Source organism: Paraburkholderia haematera, from assembly GCF_905220975.1.
Taxonomy (GTDB): Bacteria; Pseudomonadota; Gammaproteobacteria; order Burkholderiales; family Burkholderiaceae; genus Paraburkholderia; species Paraburkholderia haematera.
Map to the genome: position 1 here is coordinate 132,055 of NZ_CAJNBK010000009.1, position 22,278 is coordinate 154,332.

A 22,278-nucleotide genomic window follows, 5' to 3' on the forward strand; every position below is an offset into this window, starting at 1 on the left:
CCATTAACGCCGACGCGACCGCTCCTGGACGCAGGCCGGACATTCTTCCATGCGCGCATCAACCGTCCGGGCGAGCGCCATCGCCCTATTCATAGTCTCGGATCCGGGACGGCATGAGATACCCCGATCGCTCGCCATTCAGCACCGAAGCCAGAACACGCATATCGATACCGCCGCCCGTTAGTACAGCGGCAATGCGCTTGCCAGCAAAGTAAGGATGGCCGGCTGCCGCAAGAGAAGAATAGAAAGGAGCCGCTGCCTCGGTCTCGCACGCATACATTTGCGCGCGGGAGCCCCAATGCATACATACCAGCGCAATACCTGATATCAGTCCTCCGCCTCCGAAAGGAACGAGTATCACGTCGACGTCTGGCAGGTCCTCCAATATCTCCTGTCCGATAGTCGCGTTGGCTTTGGCACGCAGGCGGATGATGCGACAAGCGTGGGAGCAAGGTATCGGCCGCCATACGTACGATGAAATCGTTCATATTGGGATGCCAGGGTGGCGGGCGGTGGCTGATCTGTTAGACGACAGGACCTATCTGCTCGGCGATGTGCCGAGTACGCTCGATGCGACTGGCTTTGCATGGATACATTGCGTTCTCCATCATCCCTTTGAAAGCCCAATTCGTGCTTACATCGCGGGAGAGAAGTGGCTCGTGGCTTATCACGACCGTATCTGGGAACGGTGGTGGATGCGCTCGAATGATTGACGAAGGGGGTTCGACGTTCGTTATCTCGCGCGCCGCACTTCAGGCATGGGCCACAATGATGTTGGACACCATCGCGCCGATCACCTTGCCATCCACGACGAGGGGCGCCAATTCGCTTCTCAAACGGTCTGAGAACGCGTACTCGCTCGGTGCATACCGGTCCACCTTCCGGCGACCTGTGTTTGCAGGTCGAACAGGTCCAGTACTCGCGCCACCGTATAGTCGACCAGGTCTTCGATGTTAGCGGGATGCGCGTAAAACGCCGGAACCGGCGGATAGATAATGCCGCCACAATCCGTCACTGCGGCCATGCTGCGCAAGTGGCCGGCATGCAGCGGTGTTTCGCGCACCATCAGCACAAGCCTGCGGCGCTCCTTCAGTGTCACGTCGGCGGCCCGGGACAGCAGCGACGTCGTGCAACCGGTCGCGATTTCGGAGAGCGTCTTGATCGAGCACGGCGCGATCACCATGCCATCAGCGTGGAACGAACCGCTCGCGATCGCAGCGCCAATGTTGGCATTCGAATAACTGACGTCGGCCAAGGCCTGCACGTCCGCCAGGCGCAGGCTCGATTCGCTCGCCAGCGTCAACTGGGCGGACTTGCTGACGACCAGATGTGACTCGACATCCATGCGCCGCAGCAGCGTCAACAGGCGGATACCGTAGATCGCCCCCGACGCCCCGCTGATCCCGACCACGATCCGGCGCCGCTGCGCGGAATCGGCGCGTACGGCCGCCTGCGCCGAGAACTCACTCGTCATTGCCATACCCCGCTGCGGCAAGTCGCGCACGAACCCGCTCCATCGCCTCGGGCGGCGGAACCGCGCGTTCCCAATCCTCGCGATCCCCGCGCTTGCGCGTGGCGTCGATCCCCATCTTGCAGGCGAGGCCGTCCTGCTTGACGGGTTCCGACCGGTCGGTGCGCGCGCCAGGTACGATCACGACGTCGCGGTGCGCCGACATGCGGGTGCTGCGCGCCCATTCGACCTGTGCATCGTTCCACGGATCAATATCGTCGTCGACGACCGTGACATGCTTGATCAGATTGACGCTGCCCCAGACAACGAACATCGCTTTGCGTGCATCGCCGGGGCGCGGCGCGCGCAGGCTGACCACCGCGCTCAGGCGCCCGCAACCACCGTGTCCGACCGCGACTTCGTGCACTGGGAGCGCGGCATCGCGCAGCGCTCGTGCGAGGCCGGCTGCGATCGCAACACCACCGATCAGCGTGTGCTCTGGGTAATAGCCTGGCTGGATCACCTGAAACAGCGCGTCGCGGCGCCGCGTCAGGCAGTGGAATTCGGCGATGGGCCCGCTGCCGTACGCTTCGTACATGCCGTGATACTCGGACACCCGCACTTCCTCGTGCTGCTCGTCGATGTCGAGCGTGCCCTCCAGCACGAGTTCGCACTGTGCGGGCACATCCAGGTCAACGGTGCGGCACGCGACCGTCTGCACCGGTTCGCCCAGCAAGGCGCCCGCCGCTTCCAGTTCGTCGTCGCCGAGCCGAAGGTAGAGCGCGCCGGCGATCAGCAGCGCAGGATGGTTGCCGACGGTGACCGCAATCTCGAGTTTCTCGCCCCGTGCCTTCGCCGCGCGAGCCATGACCGCCAGATGATGGTTGGGCGCGATGCCGACCATGCCGAACCGGCCGTCCAGCAGTTTGATTCGTGCGAACGACACATTACCGCGCCCCGTGACCCGATCGCGCGCGAAGATCAGGCCGGCCGTGATGTACGCGCCCGTTTCGTTCGGAAAGAACCATGGCGCCGGCAGCGCCGCGCGCAAATCGGGCGCCTCGACCACGACGTCCTGACAAGGCCCGCTCTCGACGCGCACAGGGGCGATGCCGCGATCGATCGCGTCGACGATGCGCTGCTGCAGCGCAGCCCGCGGCACGCCAAGGCCGCGCGCGATGCGCGGCACCGAGTTGAGCAGATTTCCGACCACCGGTATCGCGTATCCATCGATCGAATCGAATCGCAGCGCGGGCCCTTGCGCGCACTGCGCGAGATAAGCGGCGATCTCGAAGCGCGCGTCGACCGGATCGGCGATTTGCAGCAACTGGCTGCTCAGCGCCAGCGCGTCGAGCAGAGGACGCATCGACTGACGCTGCGCGCCGAGTTCGTCTGAACTGGAGAATGATGTACTGACGCTCATGGTCCTGGCTTTCCAGATAGAAGTAGTGTCTGGGCGGTCGGATCCGACATCCCGTCTCGTTCATGCGCACGGCGGCAAGTAGCGCTTCACGAGCAAGGACAGTGTAAATTGCCATAAGCCAAAATATCTTATGCTTATATGTGGCAACCAATTAACATGATGTTATGAAAATCAATCTGCGTCAGATCGAAGTTTTTCGGGCAATCATGCTTAGCGGCTCGATCAGTGGCGCGTCGAGAGTGCTGTTCGTCTCGCAGCCGGCGGTAAGCCGGCTGATTTCCTACACCGAGCAACGGCTGGGTTTTCTGCTGTTCAAGCGCATCAAAGGCCGTCTCGTCCCGACGCCCGAGGCGCAGCGGCTGTTTGAGGAAATTGGCGGGCTGTATGAATACGTGCAACGCGTCAACGAAATCGCGGATAACCTCGCTGAGAACCGCGTCGGGCAACTGCGCCTCGCGTGCAGTCCGAACATTGGCCAGTCCGTGATGCCACGCGCTATCGCGATTTTCTGCGAACGCTATCCCGATGTCCGGATCGCGTTGCACACGTTGATCCCAGGCGCGCTGGTCCACAGCCTGCAAACGCAACAGGTCGAACTCGGCATCGCCTACATGCCGGTCGCGCCCCCCACGCTGGATTCCCGGCCGCTCTACGCGAACCGCCTCGTCGCCGCGCTGCCCGCCGGCCACCCACTCACAGCGCGCGATGTGATTCGCGCCGCCGAGCTCGTCAACGAACCGCTGATCGGCTACAGCAACGACATTCCGTTCGGCCAGCTCACGCAGCAGGTGTTCGGCGGCGCCGAGAGCCAGCCGTCGTCCCGCGTCGAGGTCAAGCAGGCGCATGTCGCCTGCGCAATGGTCCAGGCCGGAATCGGCATTGCGCTGGTGGACGAAATCACCATGCAGGGTCCGATCTGGTCGAACATCGTGACCCGGCCGATCGCGCCTGAGATCAATGCCCCCATTGAGATCTTCAGCGTCCAGTTCCAGCCGCTGTCCCGGCTTGCTGAGGAATTCATCGCCATTCTCGAGTCCTTGCGTATTTGAGAGCCACCGCGACCACGTCATAACATTCGATCAATGGCGACACACATATCGGTATAGCAGGTTAAGCGCGGCCCGTTACTACACTGCCTGCATCTCAACATTCGTGTAGATCAGGGACGCGTCATGAGCGATTTCGAATTGGTGGTGCGGGGCAATATCGTGGAGGCCGATCGCGTGACGGCCGACGGCTGGCTGGCGGTGCGCGAGGGCCGCATCGCCGCACGTGGCGACGGCGCACCGCCGGCCGCTGCCGAACACGTGGACGCGCGCGGACAGTGGATCCTCCCTGGCGTCGTCGACGGGCAGGTGCACTCAGGTAGCCAGCGCGCTCAGGAAGGACTCGGCCACGCGTCGCGCGCCGCGGCTGCGGGCGGCGTTACCGTCATGGTCGACATGCCATACGACGATCCCGAGCCGGTGGCTTCGCGCGCGCAACTTGATGCAAAGATCGCCGAGCTCGAGCGCGATTGCCACGTGGACGTCGGTCTGTTCGGCACGCTGAACGCGACGCACGGCCTGCAGGCCGCGGCCGGCCTGATCGAAGGCGGCGTCTGCGCGTTCAAGTTCTCAACGTTCGAGGCGACGCCCGGCCGCTTCCCGCGCGTGGCGGAAGACGACCTCCACGAGGCGTTTCGCCTGATCGCGCCATCCGGGCTTGCGTGCGGCGTGCATAACCAGATGCAGGAGCTGACGCGCAAGAACATCACCCGAATGATCGAGGCGGGCGACACCGGCTGGGACGCGTTCCTACGCGCTCATACGCCACTGATCGAAAACCTGGCGACCGCGATCATCTACGAGATCGGCGCCGAAACCGGCGCCCGCGCGCATGCGGTGCACGTCTCCACATCGCGCGGTTTCGATCTGTGCAACATGTACCGCCGCGCGGGCCATCAGGCCAGCATTGAAACGTGCGTCCAGTACCTGATGCTCAATCACGAGGAACACACGCGCAGGTTCGGCGCGAAGACCAAGCATTACCCGCCGATCCGACCCAAAGCCGAAGTGGAGCTTTTGTGGACCCACATCGCCCGCGACGAATGTACGTTCGTGTCGTCCGATCACGTCAGTTGGGGACTGGAGCGCAAGCAGAACGCGGACATCTTCAAGAACGCATCCGGCGGCCCTGGCCTCGAAACCCTGCTGCCCGCGTTCTGGACCGGCTGCGACGAGCACGGCATCCCGCCGACCATGGTGGCGAAGCAGCTCTGCCGCAATCCGGCCCGCCATTTCCTGCTCGACGACCGCAAAGGCTCGCTCGCCGCCGGCTGCGACGCCGACTTCGTGCTGCTCGAACCGGGACGCCACGTATTCGATCCGTCCAGCAGTCTGTCGGCGGTGCAATGGAGCGCGTTCGAGGATCGTGAGTTCACCGTGCGCGTCGCCGGCACCTGGTGCAGAGGCCAGCAGGTGTATGACGGCCGCCGCATCGTTAACGAGCCGGGCCACGGCCGCTTTCTGCGCCCCCGTGCCGCGTGATCGCCACCTTTTCTCTGTATCATTCTTTTCTTCCGGAGTACTCATGGCTATGCCTCCCCTGAACGCCGACCGTCTGTGGTCGCGCGTCGAAACGTTGTCGCGGATGACCTTGCCCGACATCCCCTGGACGCGCCGCGCGTTCACTCCGCTGTTCGAAGAGGCACGCACGTGGCTGCATGGTGAATTCGAAGCGGCCGGTCTCGCCGTGCACAAGGACGCCGGCGGCAATCTGGTGGGCCGCCGCGCCGGGCGCGATGCAAGCCGCGCACCGATCGTCACCGGGTCACATTGCGACACGGTGGTGGGCGGCGGCCGCTTCGATGGCATCATCGGCGTGCTGGCGGGCATCGAGGTCGCGCACACGCTGCATGAGCACGGCATTGCGCTCGCTCATCCGTTCGAAGTCGTCGATTTTCTATCGGAAGAGCCGAGCGACTACGGGATCTCGTGCGTCGGCAGCCGGGCTCTGTCGGGCCAACTCCATCCGGACATGCTGTCTGCCCGCAACGCAGCCGGTGAAACGCTCGCCGAGGGCATGCGCCGGATCGGCGGCAATCCGGACGCGCTCAACGCGCCCCTACGCGGCGCGGGCGGCACTGCCGCATTCGTCGAGCTGCACATCGAACAGGGGCCGGTGCTCGAAACGCGCAAGCTGCCGATCGGTGTCGTGACCAACATCGTCGGTATCCGGCGCGCGCTGATCGTCGTCGAGGGTCAGCCGGATCACGCCGGCACGACGCCTATGGACATCCGGCGTGACGCGCTCGTCGGCGCAGCCAGCGTGATCCAGGCGGCCCATCGGCGCGCCGGCGCACTGAGCGGCCATCCCCACTACGTGGTCGCCACGATTGGCCGCATCGCGATGACGCCAAACGTGCCCAACGCAGTACCAGGCCGGGTCGAATTGATGCTGGAAGTGCGCAGCGACAGCGATCAGGTGCTCGACAGTTTCCCCGAGGCGTTGATGGACGAAGTGGCGGCGGACCTCGCCGCGCTGCGGCTGACAGCCAGCATGAGCGCCGTCAGCCGGGCGCGGCCGACCGACTGCTCGCCGCTCGTGATGGACGCGGTGGAAATCGCGGCGAAGCGGCTGGGCTATGCGTCGATGGGCCTGCCGAGCGGCGCCGGGCACGACGCCGTCTACATGGCGCCCACGGGGCCAATCGGTATGATCTTCATTCCGTGCCTGAATGGGCGCAGCCACTGCCCAGAGGAATGGATCGAACCGTCGCAGCTCCTCGACGGCACACGCGTGCTGTACGAATCCATACTCGAACTGGATACCATCCTGCAACGTTGAGACGTTGAGGTATCCGCGCGGCGACCACGCTCGCGGCGCAGCAGATGGACCAGCGGCCACGATCCGGCTTTCACCGGATCGTGGCCGCTGTGTTTTTGGACTCGATCTCCTTCGGTATCAGAACTGATGCCGAAGCGCGGCTCGAACGAGCAATTGCTTCGATGTCGACGACAAATCCTGCGCGCCGGCCACGTAGGCCTGATCGAGCGAAGACCCGGTCTTGTCGCCCGCGACTTTCTGGAAAACGCCCTGCAAATAGACATCGGTGCGCTTCGACAGATTGTAGTCGGCCATGAAGCCGAAGCTGTGCACCTTCGGTGTTGCGCCGCCCGCCGTTGTGTCGTAGTTCTCCAGCGTGTACGCATACTGCACGCCGACGTAAAACGCCGGACTAACCTGATATCGCCCGTTCACTTCGAAGTTCTGGTACTTCAGCGTGGTGACCGTGCCGCCTGCCAGCCGCCCGACTACAGGCTGAATGGTTTCCGAGCCGTAAAGATAGCCGACGTTTGCCACGGGATTTCCCACGGTCGTGTTCGAGTACGTCAGACCGAGTGTCGCAGGGCCAAACGTGTAGTTCATGCCCGCACCGAAGATGCGTAATCGTTCGGACTGGAAATTGGCGTCCGCGTACACGGTCGAGCTTGAGCCTGCGATTGCTCCGCCTGAGGTGGCGCCGGGATTGTCCGCGTTGAGAAAAGCCGCCGCCAGCAGCAATCCGCCATAGGCGTAGCTCGCGCCGAAGCTGAGCTGCCGGTTGTTCGCGAATCCTGTGTCGTTGCTGAAGCTGTAGGCGCCGCCAAACTTCACGCCAGGCAGGTCTGGGCTCTGATACTTGATCGTGTTGTTGACCCGAAACGTGTTCGACGCGTTGTCATTGTCAAACGGATGAGCAAAGATGTATCCGCCCCACCATATTGCCGTCGTCTGCGCGAAATAGTCGACCACGGAGTCGTACTGGCGCCCCAGCGTTATCGTGCCGAAGCGCTCGCTTCGGATGCCCACATAGACCTGCCGCCCGAAGCCGAGACCACCTTGGGCGAGCCTGCCATTGCTGAGATTGAAGCCGTTCTCGATCACGAAAACCGCACCGTATCCGCCGCCGAGGTCCTCAGTCCCGCGCAGTCCCCATCTGCTGCCCTGCGCATATCCGCTCGTCATCTCGTAGACGTGCTTGCCGCCAACGTTACTGGTGAAATCGATGCCCTCATCCAGCACGCCGTACAGCGTCATACTGCCCTGAGCAAACGCGGATGTCGCGAGTGCGGACGAAAACATGACCGCAACGACAACTTTTTTCATTTTGATATCCTTAATAATTATAAAACAACGTCTCCACACCTTTTCCGGCGGACGCACCGCGAGCCGTCATTCGGCCTACGGCGAGCCCGCCGTGCACGCCAACACCTTTACTCCGTAGTTCGCACCGCTGCGGGCACAACCGGCATCACTTGAGATTGCCGGACAGAAACTTCGCCAGCCGTTCGCTCGAGGGCCGCACGAGTACTTCGTCCGGGCACCCCTCCTCCTCGATCTTGCCCTGATGCAAAAATACGACGTGGTTCGACACGTTGCGCGCGAATCCCATCTCGTGGGTGACGACCACCATCGTTCGCCCTTCTTCGGCAAGCGTCTGCATCACCCGCAGAACTTCGCCAACCAGTTCCGGATCCAGCGCTGACGTCGGTTCATCGAATAAAAGGACCTCGGGCTCCATCGCAAGGGCTCTCGCGATCGCGACACGCTGCTGCTGGCCGCCCGACAGATGCGCCGGATAACGCGCTTCCACTTCGCGGCCGAGCCCGACCTTCCCCAGATAGTGCCGGGCGCGTTCCCGCGCCTCCTGGCGGCTGATCTTCAGCACGCTGGCAGGCGCCTCGACGATGTTTTCGAGCACCGTCAGATGCGACCACAGGTTGAAATGCTGGAACACCATGGAGAGCCGGGTGCGGACCCGGCGCAACTGACTTTCGCTCGCGACGCGCAACGCGCCCGCGCGGTCACGCACGGTCTCGATGACATCACCGTCCACGGTGATCCGCCCCGATGTCGGGTGCTCCAGAAAATTGATGCAGCGCAGGAACGTGCTCTTTCCAGAGCCGCTCGATCCGACCAGACTGATGACGTCCCCGGCCTTCGCCTTGAGCGACACGCCCTTGAGCACCTCGTGCATGCCGTAACGCTTGTGCACATCCTCAGCGGTCAATTTATAGGGGATGGGTAAAGCCATGCCTGTCGACATTCAATGTTTCCGATTGAGGGTTGCGGGCCGGAGGAACGCCAGCCAGCGGCCCTCGAGCTTCCTGAAGGTCCACACCAGAACGAACGCGACGCAAGCGTACAGACAGGCCGCAATGCCGAATGCGGAGAATGACGCGTAGGTCGCGGCATTCACGTCCCGCGCGACCTTCAGCAAATCCGGCACGGTGGCGGTAAAGGCGAGTGTGGTCGAATGCAGCATCAGGATCACCTCGTTGCTGTACATCGGCAATGCGCGCCGCAGCGCGGACGGCAGCACGATCCGGCGATACAGCGTCAGTCTCGACATGCCGAACGCTTGCCCGGCCTCGACCTCGCCGTAGGCGGTCGTCCTGATTGCACCTGCGATGATCTCAGTCGCGTACGCACATTCGTTCAACGCGAAAGCGAGCACCGTGCAGTTCATCGCGCTGCGAAAGAAGGCATCCAGTAGCGCGTGCGATTGCACGACCTGCAGGCTGTAGATTCCCGTGTAGCAGAGCAGTAACTGCACGTAGAGCGGCGTTCCCCTGAATACGTAGGTGTAGAACCAGACGGGCGTCGACAGCCAGCGGTTCGACGAGGCGCGTGCGATCGCGAGCGGTAGCGCGAGCAGGAAGCCGAGCACCAGCGAAGCGACGAGCAGCCACAGCGTCATCGCGAGGCCGGTAAGCTGATAGCCGTCGGTGTACAGATAGTTGTGCCAGTATTGGCGAGCGATTTCGCTCATGCGGCCACCCGCCTTACGCCTGCGGCATAGCGCGCTTCGAGCCATACAAGCAGCAGGTTCGAAGCCGTTGTGATTGCAAGAAAAACCGCGCCCGCCACCAGCGCAAACAGGAAAAACTCGCGCGACGACTTGCCCGCGTCCTGTGTCGCCTTGACGAGATCCGACAATCCGATGATCGACACAAGCGCGGTGGCCTTAACGATCACCAGCCAGTTGTTGCCGATGCCAGGCAACGCGAGCCGCATCATCTGTGGAAACAGGATGCGGCGAAACACCTGCCAGCCCGACATCCCGTATGCCGCGCCCGCTTCGAGCTGCCCGCGGGGCACGCCAAGGAACGCGCCACGAAACGTCTCAGTGAAATACGCGCCGTAGATGAAGCCGATCGTCAGCACGCCGGCGACGAAAGGATCGATGTCGATCTGCGGCGCACCGAGCAAGTCCGTGATCCGGTTCAGCAGTATCTGGCTGCTATAGAACAGCAGCAGCATCAGGACGAGGTCGGGTACTGCGCGGATCAGCGTGGTGTAGGCGGCGCCCATCCGGGCGGGCACACGATGCCGCGACAATTTCGCGGAGGCACCGACAAGGCCCAGCGCGAAAGCGATAACAAGCGACAGCACGGCGAGCTTGAGCGTCAACCATGTGCCCGTCGCTATCGCGGCGCCGAATCCGGCGAAATACATGAGCTTGCTCCTCTCAGGTTCAGTCTCACCGGTACCGCCCACGCTGTGCGGCACCGGGTCGTCGTGTCACTTCCCGCCGTAGGCGTCGAAATCGAAATACTTATTGTTGATGCGGGCATACGTGCCGTTCGCCAGGATAGCCGCCAGCGCCTGATTGAACGCCTCGCGCAGCGCAACGTCCTCCTTGCGCAAACCGAGCCCGTCGCCCTGACCGAAGTACTTCGGATCGAGAATGCTCTGGCCGGCGGACATGAAGTCCTTGCCCTGCGGTTTCTTCAGGAATCCTTCGCTCGCAGCGATTGCCGCCTGGAACGCCGCGTCGAGGCGACCCGACACGAGGTCGGTGTAGACCTGGTCCTGATCCTGATAAGAGACGATCTGCACGCCGGCGGGTTGCCAGAGCGCCCGGGCATAGTCCTCCTGGCTCGTGCCCTGCTGGACGCCGACCCGCTTGCCCTTCAGCGACGCAGCCGTCGGCACAAGCGGCGACCCGCGTCGCACAACCAGTTGCGCGGGCGTATTCGACATCTTGTTGGTAAACGCGATCTGTTCCATGCGCTTCGGCGTGATCGTCATCGACGAAGCGATCACGTCGAATTTCCGCGCGAGCAGACCAGGAATCATCCCGTCGAAGCTGTTCTCCACCCAGACGCAGTGCGCACGCATCTGCGCGCACAATGCATTCGTCATGTCGATGCCGAAACCGGCGAGCTTGCCATCGGGCGTCTTGTATTCCAGAGGCGGATAGGTCGGATCGACCGCAAGACGAATCTCCTTGCCCGCCCAGTCAGCGGCCTGCGCCGTGCCCGATAGCGCCATGACCGTTAGCGACAGCATTGCAATCCACTTTTTCACTTTTGTCTCTCCTCCAGGTTATTGGGGCGGCCTGAAATCCGGCCGCCGCCTATCTATCGAATGTAGTGCGCACCCGCGGAACTGCGGTGCGCGCCCCATTCATTGCAGAAATTGCTCGGCCAGCTTGACCCAGTAACTTGCGCCGATTGCGAGGCAGTTATCGTTGAAATCGTATTTCGGGTTGTGCAGCGCACATCCGTGCTCGCCGACGCCGTTGCCGATCGACAGATAACATCCCGGCCGGGCTTCGAGCATGAACGCGAAGTCTTCGCTCGCCATGCACGGACCGAAATTGCTGATCAGTCCGTCGCGGCCCAACCATTGCTCGGCGACGCGCCGCGCGAATTCGGTTTCGGCCGCGTGATTGACGAGCACCGGATGACAGCGCACATAGTTGACCTGCGCCTCGGCGCCGTAGCTCTCAGCCTGCCCCTGCGCGAGTGCCACGATGCGCTGTTCGAGTGTCTCGCGCACTGCCGGGTCGAGCGCCCGCACGCTCATACGCATCTCAGCCGACGCCGGAATCACGTTCGACACGGTGCCTGCGTGAATCGCCCCGACCGTCACCACCGCCTGCGCGAACGGATCCACATTGCGCGCGACGATGCTCTGCAACGCCATCACGATCGAAGCGCACACGACGACCGGATCAACGGTTGTGTGCGGCGCAGCGCCGTGTCCGCCACGGCCCACCACGCGGATCGTGACCTCGTCGGCGGACGCCATGCATGGGCCGCTCACGAAACCGAACTGCCCCGCCGGATGGCCCGGCACGTTGTGCATCGCGAACACCGCATCGCACGGAAACTGCTCGAACAACCCGTCGTCGAGCATCGCACGCGCGCCGCCCAGCCCCTCTTCCGCCGGCTGAAAGATCACGTTCAGCGTGCCCTTGAACGAGCGGCTTTCGGCCAGGTGGCGCGCCGCCGCCAGGAGCATCGCAGTGTGGCCATCGTGACCGCATGCGTGCATCACGCCGTCGATGCGGCTTGCGTGCTGCAAGCCGGTCGCTTCCCGGATTGGCAGCGCATCCATGTCCGCGCGCAAGCCGATGGAGCGACCAACGCCGGTTGTCAGGGTGCCGACCACGCCGGTCTTCCCGAGGCCGCGCGTGACGCGATAGTCCCATGCACTGAGCTGGCCGGCGACGAGATCGCTTGTCGCCTGTTCCTGGAAACCGAGCTCGGGATGCGCATGAATCCGCCGGCGCAACGCGATCATCTCGTCCTGGATGGCAGATATGCCTGGCAATACGACGTCATCCTTCAATCGAACAACTCCTTGAACAGTTTGGCCACCCACGCGGTGGCGCTTTGGAGATACATGACTGGGCGGATCATATGCAGCGGAAAATCTCGGGAAAAGATGCAAGTTTGTTATGATGACAACCGTTTGTTGTCGTCAAACCATCCAATCGATGAAACTCCATCAGCTACAGGCATTGGTCGCCAGTGCCGAGGCGGGCAGTATCCGGGGCGCGGCACGTGCGCTGGGTCTATCCCAGGCGGCCGTCACGCGCGCGCTGCGCGAGCTTGAAACGAGCGAGGGCCTGCCGCTGCTCATCCGCGCGACAGAAGGCATCAACCTGACGGAATACGGCAAGGTGCTGCTCAATCACGCGAAGCTGGTGCTCAACCAGTTGTCCCGTGCGCAAAACGATCTGGCGCGCTTGCGCGGCCGCTCGGAGGAGCGGCTTAGCGTCGGCATCACCCCTTGGATCACGCTCACTTTTCTGACCGAGACCGTACTGTCGTTCCGGCAGCGGATGCCGAACGTGCGCCTCGAGCTATTCGAGAGCCTGATGGCCGTCGCGCAGCCGCTGCTGCGTAGCGGCGACATGGACTTCGCGATCGGTCCGTTGCATTCGTCGGCCGCGATGCAGGAGTTCGCCGGCGAACCGATCCTGACCTACGAGACGGCCGTCATGGTCCGCGACGGCCATCCCCGCCAGGGCTGCCGCTCGATTCACGATCTGCTCGATCAGGACTGGGTGCTGAATTTCGCGCCGGACGGCCGCGAGACGATCCTCGAACATCTGTTTCACCGACACGGCGCGACGATCGACGAGCAGCGCATCGTCCGCGCCCAGTCGTTGGCCATGCAGCAACTCATGGTCGAAGATGCCGATATGTGCACATGGTGTCCGGCGATCATTGCCGCCGCACCGTCGTTTCGCCGACCGCTTCGGGCGCTCACATTAAAGGAGCAGTTCGAACCAATCGAACTTTCGATCATCATGCGCAGAAATGGCACGCTGAGCACAGCGGCGCGCTGCTTCGCGGAATGCCTGCTGCAAGTCATCCGTCAACACGCGCGCTCCGCCAAAAAACAGGACGTCGCCCTGTTCGAGACTTTGAGGCTGCTCGCGTAATACACGCTGGCCCTCGCCTCCCGATCGCACCGTCGCGCATGCTTCGCCTCAGTCTGGATGTCCTTCGGCCGGCCCCGCCCACGGCATAACACCCCGTTATGCGTGGACGATAAAAAGGCATTAACCATCAACGAAATTGGCTATCTAGACTTCCCGCGTCCCTCCTCCATTCTCGGGTTATGTCATGGAAACGCTTTCGTCCGCTGGCACGCTTGCCTCGCCCGCCACTTTGAAGACAGGCCGTCGCGCTGTCTTTGCCGCCTCGATCGGTAACGCGCTCGAATGGTATGACTTTTCGGTGTATGCATTCTTCGCCGTTTACATTGCGCAAAACTTTTTCAGCGGCGCCGACGACGGCGCACGGCTGCTCCAGGCATTCCTCGCGTTCGGACTCGGTTTCATCGTGCGGCCGCTCGGTGCGGTCCTGCTCGGCGTATATGGCGATCGCGCCGGGCGCAAGGCCGCGCTGACGCTGACCATCCTGTTCATGGCCGTGGGCACAGCCGTCATCGCATTCGCGCCGCCCTACTCGGCGATAGGTATTGGCGCGCCACTCCTGATTGTTTGCGGTCGCGCGCTGCAGGGCTTCTCCGCGGGCGGCGAGATCGGCGGGGCGGCAGCGTTCCTGATCGAACACGCGCCGCAGGACAGGAAAGGCAAGTATGCGTCGTGGCTGCAGGCGAGCATGGCCATTTCCAACGTGCTGAGCGCACTCGTCGCGACGGCGGTGACACTGACGCTGAGCCGCACGCAAATCGGCGACTGGGGTTGGCGGATCCCGTTCATCGTCGGTCTCGCCATTGCGCCGGTCGGCTTCTGGCTGCGCAAGACGCTCGATGAGACCCCCCACTTCCAGGCAGAGATGGATCGCGCCCTTCGTGAACAGCACGCGCAACGCAGCACCTTGCGCGAGATTGTCACGGCGCATCGGCGCGGCCTGCTGATTGGTTTCGGCATCTCGGTACTGTGGGCGACGTCCATCTATACGCTGGTGATCTTCATGCCCGTCTATGTCCAGCGGACATTAGGCTTTTCGAGCCAGCAGGCTTTCTTCGCCGCCCTGGTCGGCAACGTCTTCATGGCGGCCGCTTGCGTGGCGGCAGGCACGCTGTCGGATCGCTTCGGGCGCCGCACCGTGCTCGCCTGCAGCGCGGTCGTCATGCTGGTGGTCGTCTACCCGCTCCTCGCGCTTCTGCAACTGTCGCACACGACCGCCACGCTCGTCGTCGTGCAGATCATGCTCTGCGCAGTCGTCGCAATGTTCGGCGGTGTCGCGCCGGCTGCGCTGTCCGAGTTGTTCCCGACACGGGTTCGCTCGACTGGCATGTCGCTGTCATATAACACCGCCGTCCTCACCTTCGGCGGATTTGCGCCCGCTGCGCTGACCTGGATGACGCAAAACCTGCACAGCACGTTCGCACCGGCGTGGTACGTGATCGCCGCATGCGCGGTAGCCCTGATCTCAATCGCGTGCCTGCCGGCGTCCGCATGACGCACATCAGCGGTTAATTTGCCTGCCTTGCTGCAGTCTCAATCACTTGAGCGACTTTGGCCGGCTGAGAGATGAAGACCGCGTGGCTTGCGCTCACTTCAGTGACCTTGGCGCCCGAGCGTTGATACATCCAGCGCTGAAGCTGAGGGCTCACTACATGATCCTGAGTGGTCAGGATGGCGTAGCTCGGCCTGGTTCGCCATGCCACTACAGAAACAGGTGTCCCCAAGGCTTGCTGATTAAGCTGCACCTGCGAGTCCGCCATGAATTGAGCCTCCGACGGCGAGACATCCTGTGCATAGGTCCCAGGGAATCTTGCCGCAGGGATGAAGAAATACTTGTCCGGTGTTGCTCGCATGGCATCGTTGGGCGCGGCGAACTTCGACAGCAGTTGACCACTGGCTTCCCCTTTATCGGGTTGGAGCGCAGCCACATAGACGAGCGATTTAACCTTCGGGTCGGCGCCTGCCTCCGTGATCACGGAGCCGCCATAGCTGTGACCGACCAGCACGACCGGACCGCTCTGCTGCTCAATGGCGCGCCTGGTGGTCTCGACGTCCTCAGTGAGGCCAGTGAGCGGTTCCTGCACGATCGTCACATGGAAACCGTCCTTGGTCAGGATGTCGTAGACGGCTCGCCAGCCTGAGCCATCCACGAGTGCTCCGTGGACAATGACGATATCGTTCGCCGCCGGCTTCGTCTGGGCGTGAGCCATCGTGCTACCCAAAGCAAGCAGGAAGGCAACAGCAACTTTCTTTCGTAGTGCGTACATTTCAATCTCCAGTGGTGTTCCAATGTGCCCGACGTTTTGCCTGAACCCTCTAACGTCGGACATGTCGACCCACGAACGCTGCGGGTCGCATTTGCGCGCTGGCGTACCGGCGCGTAACGACGTCAGCCGAGCTTGTTTTTCATGGCGAGAACGTCGATCGGCTCAACTGACGGCGGGCTTGCCAGCATCTCGTCGACCTGCGCCATCAGGGCGTTGGCCATGTCACCGGCGAGGTGTGCCTGGCGATCCTCTTCACTTGCAAAGGCGTCGAAGACGCCGACCGTCGTCGGCGACAGCTTGAGGGCGAACCAGATCGGCGTGGTCGCCTCCCGATTGGTCATTTCCAGGCCGGCGGCAAGGAAGTCTGCTACGGCCTGCTCCTTTCCCGGCTTGGCTTCAAGTCGGACAAATAGTGCGTGTTTGATCATCTTCGTTCTCCGGTGTCCGCGTGAGGGGGTCATGCGGTGAGTCACACTTTACAAACGGAGCGCGTTGGGAAACACTGTCTCAATCGACAACTTTGATATCAATTCCGCCATGCGAATTTTTGTCCTGGCGCTCGATGGAGTGTTCGATACCGGTCTGACCACCGTGCTCGATGCCTTGACCATCGCCAACAAACTTGCGTCCGCGACGGGCGTCGCCACACCGGGTTTCGACATCACCGTGGTGGGGATGCGGCCCCAAGTGCGTACCGCGCTTGGGCTGCAGGTACCCGTCCGGGATATGACCGGCGCCCCCGCCCCGGATTGGATCGTCGTGCCGGCGCTCAACTGCACGACCGCCGAAGAGCTCGTGCCTGCGCTCGGCCAGGACGATGTGATCGATGCGATTGGCGCTTTGCGCTCGTGGCGCAGTGGCGGCGCCCAGATTGCAGCCGCCTGTACGGGTACGTTCGTGCTGGCTGAAAGCGGCTTGCTCGACGGCCACGAAGCCACGACCACCTGGTGGCTGTCACCGGTGTTCCGCCAGCGTTACCCACACGTGCACCTGGATGCGCATCGCATCGTCGTCCCCAGCGGCAGCACGGTGACGGCAGGGGCGGCCCTGAGCCACCTCGACCTTGCACTCTGGTTGATCCGCAACAACAGCCCCGAGCTTGCGGCGCTCGTGGCCAACTACCTCGTATTCGATTCGCGGCCGTCGCAGTCTGCCTATGCGATCTCCGATCACCTCTCTCATTCGGACCCGCTCGTCGAACGTTTCGACCGCTGGGTGCGTGAACACCTTGATAAGGCAATTGCGCTCGACGTCGTCGCCAATGCATTGGCGACCAGCACGCGGACATTGACGCGACGTTTAAATGAGGTGCTGGGTAAAACGCCCGTCGAGTACATTCAGGATCTGCGGGTCGAGCGCGCCGTCCATCTGTTGAAGACGAGCAAGCTCAGCGTTGATCGCATTGCCGAGCAGGTCGGGTATGCGGACGGCGTCACTTTGCGAACGTTGCTGCGGCGGCGGATAGGTAAAGGGGTACGTGAGTTGCGGGCGTCGTGAGCCGCCGCGGCCATGGATGCTGGGGGTCACAGAATCAGAGGGGCAATACGATCACACGCGATTTCACGTCGCGCGTGATCTGTTGTTGAATTCATGAAAGACCGAAAGGGTCCTCGATCGAGTGAGCCGGCTGTGTAAACCACACTGGCCCGCTTGAGGTCATGTAAAAATGATCTTCGTGACGGATGCCGAATTCACCTGGAATAGAAATCATCGGCTCGTTGCTGAAGCACATACCGGCTTCAAGCGGGGTGGTGTCATTGCCGACCAGGTTCGGCGCCTCATGCAAGTCCAAACCAATCCCATGACCGGTTCGATGCGGCAAGCCAGGCAACTGATACCCGGGGCCGAATCCAGCCGCCTCCACAACTTGCCGCGCCGCGCGATCAACGTCGCAACACGGCACGCCCAGTTGAGCCGCCTTGAAAGCCGCGGCCTGCGCTGCCTTTTCCGTGTCCCACACAAATCGTTGCCGGTCAGTAGGGTCGCCAAAAACATAGGTACGCGTAATATCGGAGTTGTAGTTCTTGTACCGGCAACCCGTATCGATGAGTACGATATCGTTCTTCTTCAGGTACTGGATATCCTTAACGCCATGCGGATAGGACGTCGCTTCACCAAAAAGAACAGAGCAGAATGTCGAACCCGAGGCACCCAGCTTGCGGTGAGCCTGCTCAATGAAATCGCGCACCTCAACCGTACTCATCCCTTCATGCAGAATGCTTGCAGCAGCTTCGTGAACCCGCAGAGTCATGTTCATCGCCGACTGAATTAGCGCGATTTCACTGAGCGATTTAACGCTCCTCAACCCCGTCACCAATGCCTCCGCACTGATCAATTCATAGCTGCCGGACAGTTGCTTCATGCCGAAGAACACTGCAACACTCGCCGTTGCACAGATGGCGATTCTCTTTTTTCCTGACTCGGAAGTGATACCTAGCACGCCCAGCGCTTTGTAGAACGTCGCGTAGGAAGACTCGTCCTCATGCCAGCACACGACTTCACCTGCGACTTTCATGGCGTCGCACAGCGTTCTTTTTTCGAAGCACGGAGCGATGTAGACCAATTCTCCGTCGGCAGGAATGACGGCGCCGAATAGTCTCTCGCTTGGATACCACTGAATGCCAGTGAAGTAGAGCAGGTTCGTCCCGGCATTGATATAGAGTGCGTCAACGCCCGACGCCTTCATCGATAGCTGGACTCTGCGTATCCGGTCACGATACTCGACTACGCTGATTTCATCGACTTCGGTCGGCAATCGGACAAGTCGCTCCAGTGCTTCTGATTGCTTGCTTCCACCGATCCCATTGCTCATCTTTCATCTCATTGTTTAATGACGCGCACCGGAAGGCGAAGGTGCATGGCCAGCCATACCGGTTGCGCGTGGTTGGGGTTAACAGGATTGACTGCAGGTATCAGTACCTTACACGGAGTGATGACACCCATCGTGACTTCGATCGGCTCGCCCGCTATCTGCTTCGTCAGCAAGTTACCTGAGCGTCACGCCGTCGAAGCGCGCGTAGCCGAGCGGTTCGATGCGCATGTCGACAACTTTCGCGCTCGTCGGCTGGTAGACCGTCGAATTGGCGATGGGTGAAAAGGGAAGTTGTTGTGCAAAGATCTGCTGCGCCTCCATGTAGTACTTCGTGCGCGTCGCAACGTCATTCGTCTCCCGTCCCTTTTGCACGAGATCGTTAAACGGTCCAAAGCACCAGTGCGCAAAGTTGTTCCCATTCACTGAATCGCAGCTCAGTATTGTTCCGAGCCAGTTATCAGGGTCTCCATTGTCTCCGGTAAATCCAATCAACATTGCATCGTGCTCACCCGCGTGCGCCCGCTTGATGTACTCGCCCCACTCATACGTGACGATTTTTGCCTTCACACCGATTTTCGCCCAGTCGGACTGGATCATTTCGGACATGAGACGGGCGTTCGGGTTGTAGGGCCGCTGCACCGGCATCGCCCAAAGCGTGATATCGAAACCGTTAGGATAGCCCGCCTTCTCGAGCAAAGCCTTGGCTCTGACCGGATCAAAGGCAGCGCTCTTCAGGCTCTTGTCGTATGACCATTGCGTCGGCGGCATGGGATTCGACGCGCCCTGCCCCGCGCCCTGGTAGACAGATTCAATGATCGCCGCCTTGTTGATCGCCATATCCAGGGCGCGCCGCACGTCGGCATTGTCAACGGGTTTGTGCGTCGTGTTGTAGGCAAGGTATCCGACGTTGAAGCCGGCCTGCGAAGGCATCAGAATATTCGGGGCGGATTTCAGCTGCGCAATATCGGCCGGACGCGGATAGCTCATCACCTGGCATTCGTCGCGCTTCAACTTCTGCACGCGCACACTGGCGTCCGGCGTGATCGAGAAGATCAGCTTCGAGATCTTGACCGCGTTCGGCTTCCAGTAGTCCGGATTGCCGTCGAAGCGGATCGTCGCGTCCTTCGTATAGCTGCGGAAGATGAACGGGCCCGTACCGACCGGCTTCTGGTTGATGTCGGCCGCATTCCCCGCCTTCAGCAATTGATTCGCATATTCTTCCGACAGGATCGACGCGAATTCCATCGCCAGATTCTGGACGAACGGCGCGTTCACGTCCTTCAGCGTGAACTTGACCGTGTACGGATCGACCTTTTCGACGCTGGTGATCAGCTTGTCGAGGCCCATGTCGGTGAAGTACGGGAATTGGACCGGGTACGCCTTACGAAACGGCTGATTTGGGTCCAGCATGCGCTCGAACGTAAAGACGACGTCATCCGCATTGAATTCGCGAGTTGGCTTGAAGAACGATGTCGTCTGAAATTTGACGCCGTGGCGCAGGTGGAACGTGTAAGTCTTGCCGTCCGGCGAGACCTCCCACTTTTCAGCAAGGCCCGGCTCGACTTTAGTACCGCCGCGTTCGAATTCGACGAGACGGTTGTAGACGGTGAACGTATTGGCCGTGAAATCGGTGCCGGTGGTGAATTGGGCAGGATCGAATCCACCAGGACTACCCTCTGAGCAATACACCAATGTCCTGCTGGTCTCCGCCGCCTGTCCATACTGCGTCAACAGGAGTGACAACAAGGCTAGCGACAATGCTCCGATGCGAATTCGACTCTTTCTTGTCTTGTTCTTCATAGTCTTCTCTGAGAGATTTTGAAACATAGTCTCCAGCGCAGGCCTGTATGCGGCCATTCTTGGCGAGAGGAATGTATCAGTGCAAAATCCACCAGGCTTGTATGATCGGGACGAAAAGGACGCTCATTTCGGCATAGCGACCTGTCTGACTCGCGGCATTGATAGGTTGCCGGCCGTGTCGCGTGAGATGCCGCGATGAAGAAGCGGGGCTCGCCTCTCCTTGGAAGCCTCGCGCTTCCCGCTCAAAATGCTTGACTGACCGACTCAGGGCGTGATGCGGTAGTTCGCAATGAGCCGATCAAATGACGGCTTATCAGGGTTGGCGTTTGCCGCGGCCACCAGCGGGTTTGCCCGCCGGCTTACTTGAACCCGCAACTGGCTTGCTGGCGGGTTTGCTGCGTGGCTTTTGCACGCTGAATGGGCTACCGCTGGACAAGCTCGTGCCTTTACCCGCGGCCACAGCGCGCTGCGCCGCAGGCTTAGGTTTGTTTTCGCCACTTTGCGGACGCGGTTTTTTGCTGGGCACCTGCACGGCGCCCCGCGCAGCTTGCGGCACTTTCGGCTTCTTAGGCTTTTTGGGTTTCTTGATGATCTCGCCCGTCGCGCTAGTTTCCGGCACGCGGTGTTCGGCTTCAAAACCCGGCTCTTCTTCACGGCGCAGCGTTTGCCGGATCAGCGCTTCAATCGCGGCCAGTTGCGGCGCTTCATCGGCACACACAAGGGACACCGCCACGCCGCTGGCGCCCGCGCGGCCGGTACGGCCAATACGGTGCACATAGTCTTGCGCCACGATCGGCAGATCAACGTTGATCACCAGCGGCAGGTCGTCGATATCCAGCCCGCGCGCCGCCACATCGGTGGCTACCAGCATCAGTACTTCGCCCGTCTTGAAGCGCTCCAGCGCACGCAGGCGCGCGGGTTGCGGTTTGTCGCCGTGGATGGTGTCGACCGAATAGCCCGCTTCATCCAGCATGGCCGCCAGGTAATCCACGCCATTGCGGGTTTTGACGAACACCAGCGCGTGCTCCCAGTTGTTCTCTGCCACAAGGTGCATGAAGAGGTCAGGCTTGTTCTTCTTATCGACCGTCACCACCCACTGCTTGATCTTGCTGGCCGTGGCATTGGGCGGGCTGACGCTGATATTGACCGGGCCGCGCAGAATGCCTGCCGCCATGGCGCGGATATCATCGGTAAACGTGGCAGAGAACAACAGGGTTTGGCGCTGCGCGGGCAAGGCTGCAAAGACGGCGTTGAGTTCGCGCTCAAAGCCCAGATCCAGCATGCGGTCGGCCTCATCCAGCACCAGCGTTTGTACTTGATCGAACTGCACTGCGTTCTGGCGGTGGAGATCCAGCAAACGGCCCGGCGTGGCAACGAGCACATCCACACCTTTGCGCAACTTCATCATCTGCGGGTTGATACTCACACCGCCGTAGGCGGCCAGAAATCGTAAGTCGAGGCCTTTGCCGTACTCGATAAAGCTTTGCAGCAGTTGTTCGGCCAGTTCACGCGTGGGCACCAGCACCAGAACACGCGCGCGGTTGCTGGACACCGCCGGGCCGTGTTGCACCAGCCGTTGCAACAGCGGCAACGCAAAACCCGCCGTTTTGCCAGTGCCGGTCTGTGCCGCAGCCATGACGTCCTTGCCACTGAGCACAGCAGGAATCGCCTTGGCCTGCACCGGCGTAGGTGTCTGGTAATTGAGGCCCTGCAGATTACGCAGCAAGGGATCGATCAGGCCAAGCGAGGCAAAAGACATTGGCGTATTCCGGGCTAAAGCCGCAATTCTAGCGGTTACCGCCTGATTGCGCCGCGCAACCA

21 protein-coding genes are annotated in these 22,278 nt (G+C 61.6%); 7 read left to right on the forward strand and 14 right to left on the reverse strand.

Going from position 1 to position 22,278, the window contains the following annotated elements; genetic code table 11:
• Positions 1–85 precede the first annotated feature (85 nt).
• Entirely contained in the window at positions 86–361 is a 276-nt protein-coding gene (locus KHO23_RS17885; protein WP_236066909.1) for a hypothetical protein, read from the reverse strand.
• Positions 362–494: 133 nt separating this feature from the next.
• Between KHO23_RS17885 and KHO23_RS17890 the strand changes: the two genes are divergently transcribed.
• Positions 495–713: a glutathione S-transferase C-terminal domain-containing protein gene (locus KHO23_RS17890; RefSeq protein ID WP_236066910.1), complete on the forward strand. Its 219-nt coding sequence runs from the start codon at positions 495–497 to the stop codon at positions 711–713.
• Positions 714–832: 119 nt separating this feature from the next.
• Here KHO23_RS17890 and KHO23_RS17895 read toward each other — a convergent pair whose 3' ends face one another.
• Positions 833–1,474: a UbiX family flavin prenyltransferase gene (locus KHO23_RS17895; RefSeq protein ID WP_211612669.1), complete on the reverse strand. Its 642-nt coding sequence runs from the start codon at positions 1,472–1,474 to the stop codon at positions 833–835.
• On the reverse strand, positions 1,464–2,873 hold the full coding sequence (locus KHO23_RS17900; RefSeq protein WP_211612554.1) for a UbiD family decarboxylase: 1,410 nt from the start codon (positions 2,871–2,873) through the stop codon (positions 1,464–1,466). The genes KHO23_RS17895 and KHO23_RS17900 overlap by 11 nt, the downstream gene beginning before the upstream one ends.
• A gap of 164 nt (positions 2,874–3,037) precedes the next feature.
• Between KHO23_RS17900 and KHO23_RS17905 the strand changes: the two genes are divergently transcribed.
• The 3 genes from KHO23_RS17905 (at position 3,038) to KHO23_RS17915 (ending at position 6,701) form a co-directional block, all read left to right on the forward strand.
• On the forward strand, positions 3,038–3,922 hold the full coding sequence (locus KHO23_RS17905; protein WP_211612555.1) for a LysR family transcriptional regulator: 885 nt from the start codon (positions 3,038–3,040) through the stop codon (positions 3,920–3,922).
• A gap of 123 nt (positions 3,923–4,045) precedes the next feature.
• Positions 4,046–5,401, forward strand: coding sequence for a dihydroorotase (locus tag KHO23_RS17910; RefSeq protein ID WP_211612556.1), 1,356 nt, complete (start codon positions 4,046–4,048; stop codon positions 5,399–5,401).
• Between the two features lie 43 nt (positions 5,402–5,444).
• Positions 5,445–6,701 (forward strand): Zn-dependent hydrolase, encoded by a 1,257-nt coding sequence (locus tag KHO23_RS17915; RefSeq protein WP_211612557.1) that lies wholly within the window; start codon positions 5,445–5,447, stop codon positions 6,699–6,701.
• Positions 6,702–6,818: 117 nt separating this feature from the next.
• Here KHO23_RS17915 and KHO23_RS17920 read toward each other — a convergent pair whose 3' ends face one another.
• From KHO23_RS17920 to KHO23_RS17945, 6 genes are all read right to left on the reverse strand, one after another.
• A complete protein-coding gene (locus KHO23_RS17920; protein ID WP_211612558.1) occupies positions 6,819–8,003 on the reverse strand; it encodes a porin in 1,185 nt (394 codons plus the stop codon).
• A 145-nt stretch (positions 8,004–8,148) separates the two neighbouring features.
• A complete protein-coding gene (locus KHO23_RS17925) occupies positions 8,149–8,943 on the reverse strand; it encodes an ABC transporter ATP-binding protein (RefSeq protein ID WP_328821985.1) in 795 nt (264 codons plus the stop codon).
• The gene (locus KHO23_RS17930) at positions 8,944–9,669 is read right to left on the reverse strand and encodes an ABC transporter permease (RefSeq protein WP_211612559.1); all 726 of its coding nucleotides are present in this window, start codon (positions 9,667–9,669) and stop codon (positions 8,944–8,946) included.
• A complete protein-coding gene (locus KHO23_RS17935) occupies positions 9,666–10,355 on the reverse strand; it encodes an ABC transporter permease (protein ID WP_211612560.1) in 690 nt (229 codons plus the stop codon). The genes KHO23_RS17930 and KHO23_RS17935 overlap by 4 nt, the downstream gene beginning before the upstream one ends.
• A 66-nt stretch (positions 10,356–10,421) precedes the next feature.
• The gene (locus tag KHO23_RS17940) at positions 10,422–11,210 is read right to left on the reverse strand and encodes an ABC transporter substrate-binding protein (protein ID WP_211612561.1); all 789 of its coding nucleotides are present in this window, start codon (positions 11,208–11,210) and stop codon (positions 10,422–10,424) included.
• A 99-nt stretch (positions 11,211–11,309) separates the two neighbouring features.
• Positions 11,310–12,431, reverse strand: coding sequence for a M20 aminoacylase family protein (locus KHO23_RS17945; RefSeq protein WP_211612671.1), 1,122 nt, complete (start codon positions 12,429–12,431; stop codon positions 11,310–11,312).
• Between the two features lie 196 nt (positions 12,432–12,627).
• Here KHO23_RS17945 and KHO23_RS17950 point away from each other — a divergent pair, with 196 nt between their 5' ends.
• Together KHO23_RS17950 and KHO23_RS17955 are read left to right on the forward strand one after the other, a co-directional pair.
• Positions 12,628–13,581: a LysR substrate-binding domain-containing protein gene (locus KHO23_RS17950; RefSeq protein ID WP_211612562.1), complete on the forward strand. Its 954-nt coding sequence runs from the start codon at positions 12,628–12,630 to the stop codon at positions 13,579–13,581.
• Positions 13,582–13,765: 184 nt separating this feature from the next.
• Positions 13,766–15,073, forward strand: a complete 1,308-nt coding sequence (locus KHO23_RS17955; protein WP_211612563.1) for an MFS transporter — start codon at positions 13,766–13,768, stop codon at positions 15,071–15,073.
• 13 nt (positions 15,074–15,086) lie between these two features.
• Here the strand turns inward: KHO23_RS17955 and KHO23_RS17960 are convergent, their stop codons facing one another.
• Together KHO23_RS17960 and KHO23_RS17965 are read right to left on the reverse strand one after the other, a co-directional pair.
• Complete coding sequence (locus KHO23_RS17960) at positions 15,087–15,845, reverse strand: alpha/beta hydrolase (protein ID WP_211612564.1); 759 nt, start codon at positions 15,843–15,845, stop codon at positions 15,087–15,089.
• Positions 15,846–15,967: 122 nt separating this feature from the next.
• Positions 15,968–16,273, reverse strand: coding sequence for a putative quinol monooxygenase (locus KHO23_RS17965; RefSeq protein ID WP_211612565.1), 306 nt, complete (start codon positions 16,271–16,273; stop codon positions 15,968–15,970).
• 109 nt (positions 16,274–16,382) lie between these two features.
• Between KHO23_RS17965 and KHO23_RS17970 the strand changes: the two genes are divergently transcribed.
• Positions 16,383–17,342, forward strand: a complete 960-nt coding sequence (locus tag KHO23_RS17970) for a GlxA family transcriptional regulator (RefSeq protein WP_211612672.1) — start codon at positions 16,383–16,385, stop codon at positions 17,340–17,342.
• Positions 17,343–17,433: 91 nt separating this feature from the next.
• Here the strand turns inward: KHO23_RS17970 and KHO23_RS17975 are convergent, their stop codons facing one another.
• The 3 genes from KHO23_RS17975 to KHO23_RS17985 all read right to left on the reverse strand — a co-directional run bounded on the left by KHO23_RS17975 (position 17,434) and on the right by KHO23_RS17985 (position 22,216).
• Entirely contained in the window at positions 17,434–18,657 is a 1,224-nt protein-coding gene (locus tag KHO23_RS17975) for a M24 family metallopeptidase (protein ID WP_211612566.1), read from the reverse strand.
• Between the two features lie 174 nt (positions 18,658–18,831).
• Entirely contained in the window at positions 18,832–20,457 is a 1,626-nt protein-coding gene (locus KHO23_RS17980; protein WP_211612567.1) for an ABC transporter substrate-binding protein, read from the reverse strand.
• A gap of 313 nt (positions 20,458–20,770) precedes the next feature.
• On the reverse strand, positions 20,771–22,216 hold the full coding sequence (locus KHO23_RS17985; RefSeq protein WP_211612568.1) for a DEAD/DEAH box helicase: 1,446 nt from the start codon (positions 22,214–22,216) through the stop codon (positions 20,771–20,773).
• Positions 22,217–22,278 lie beyond the last annotated feature (62 nt).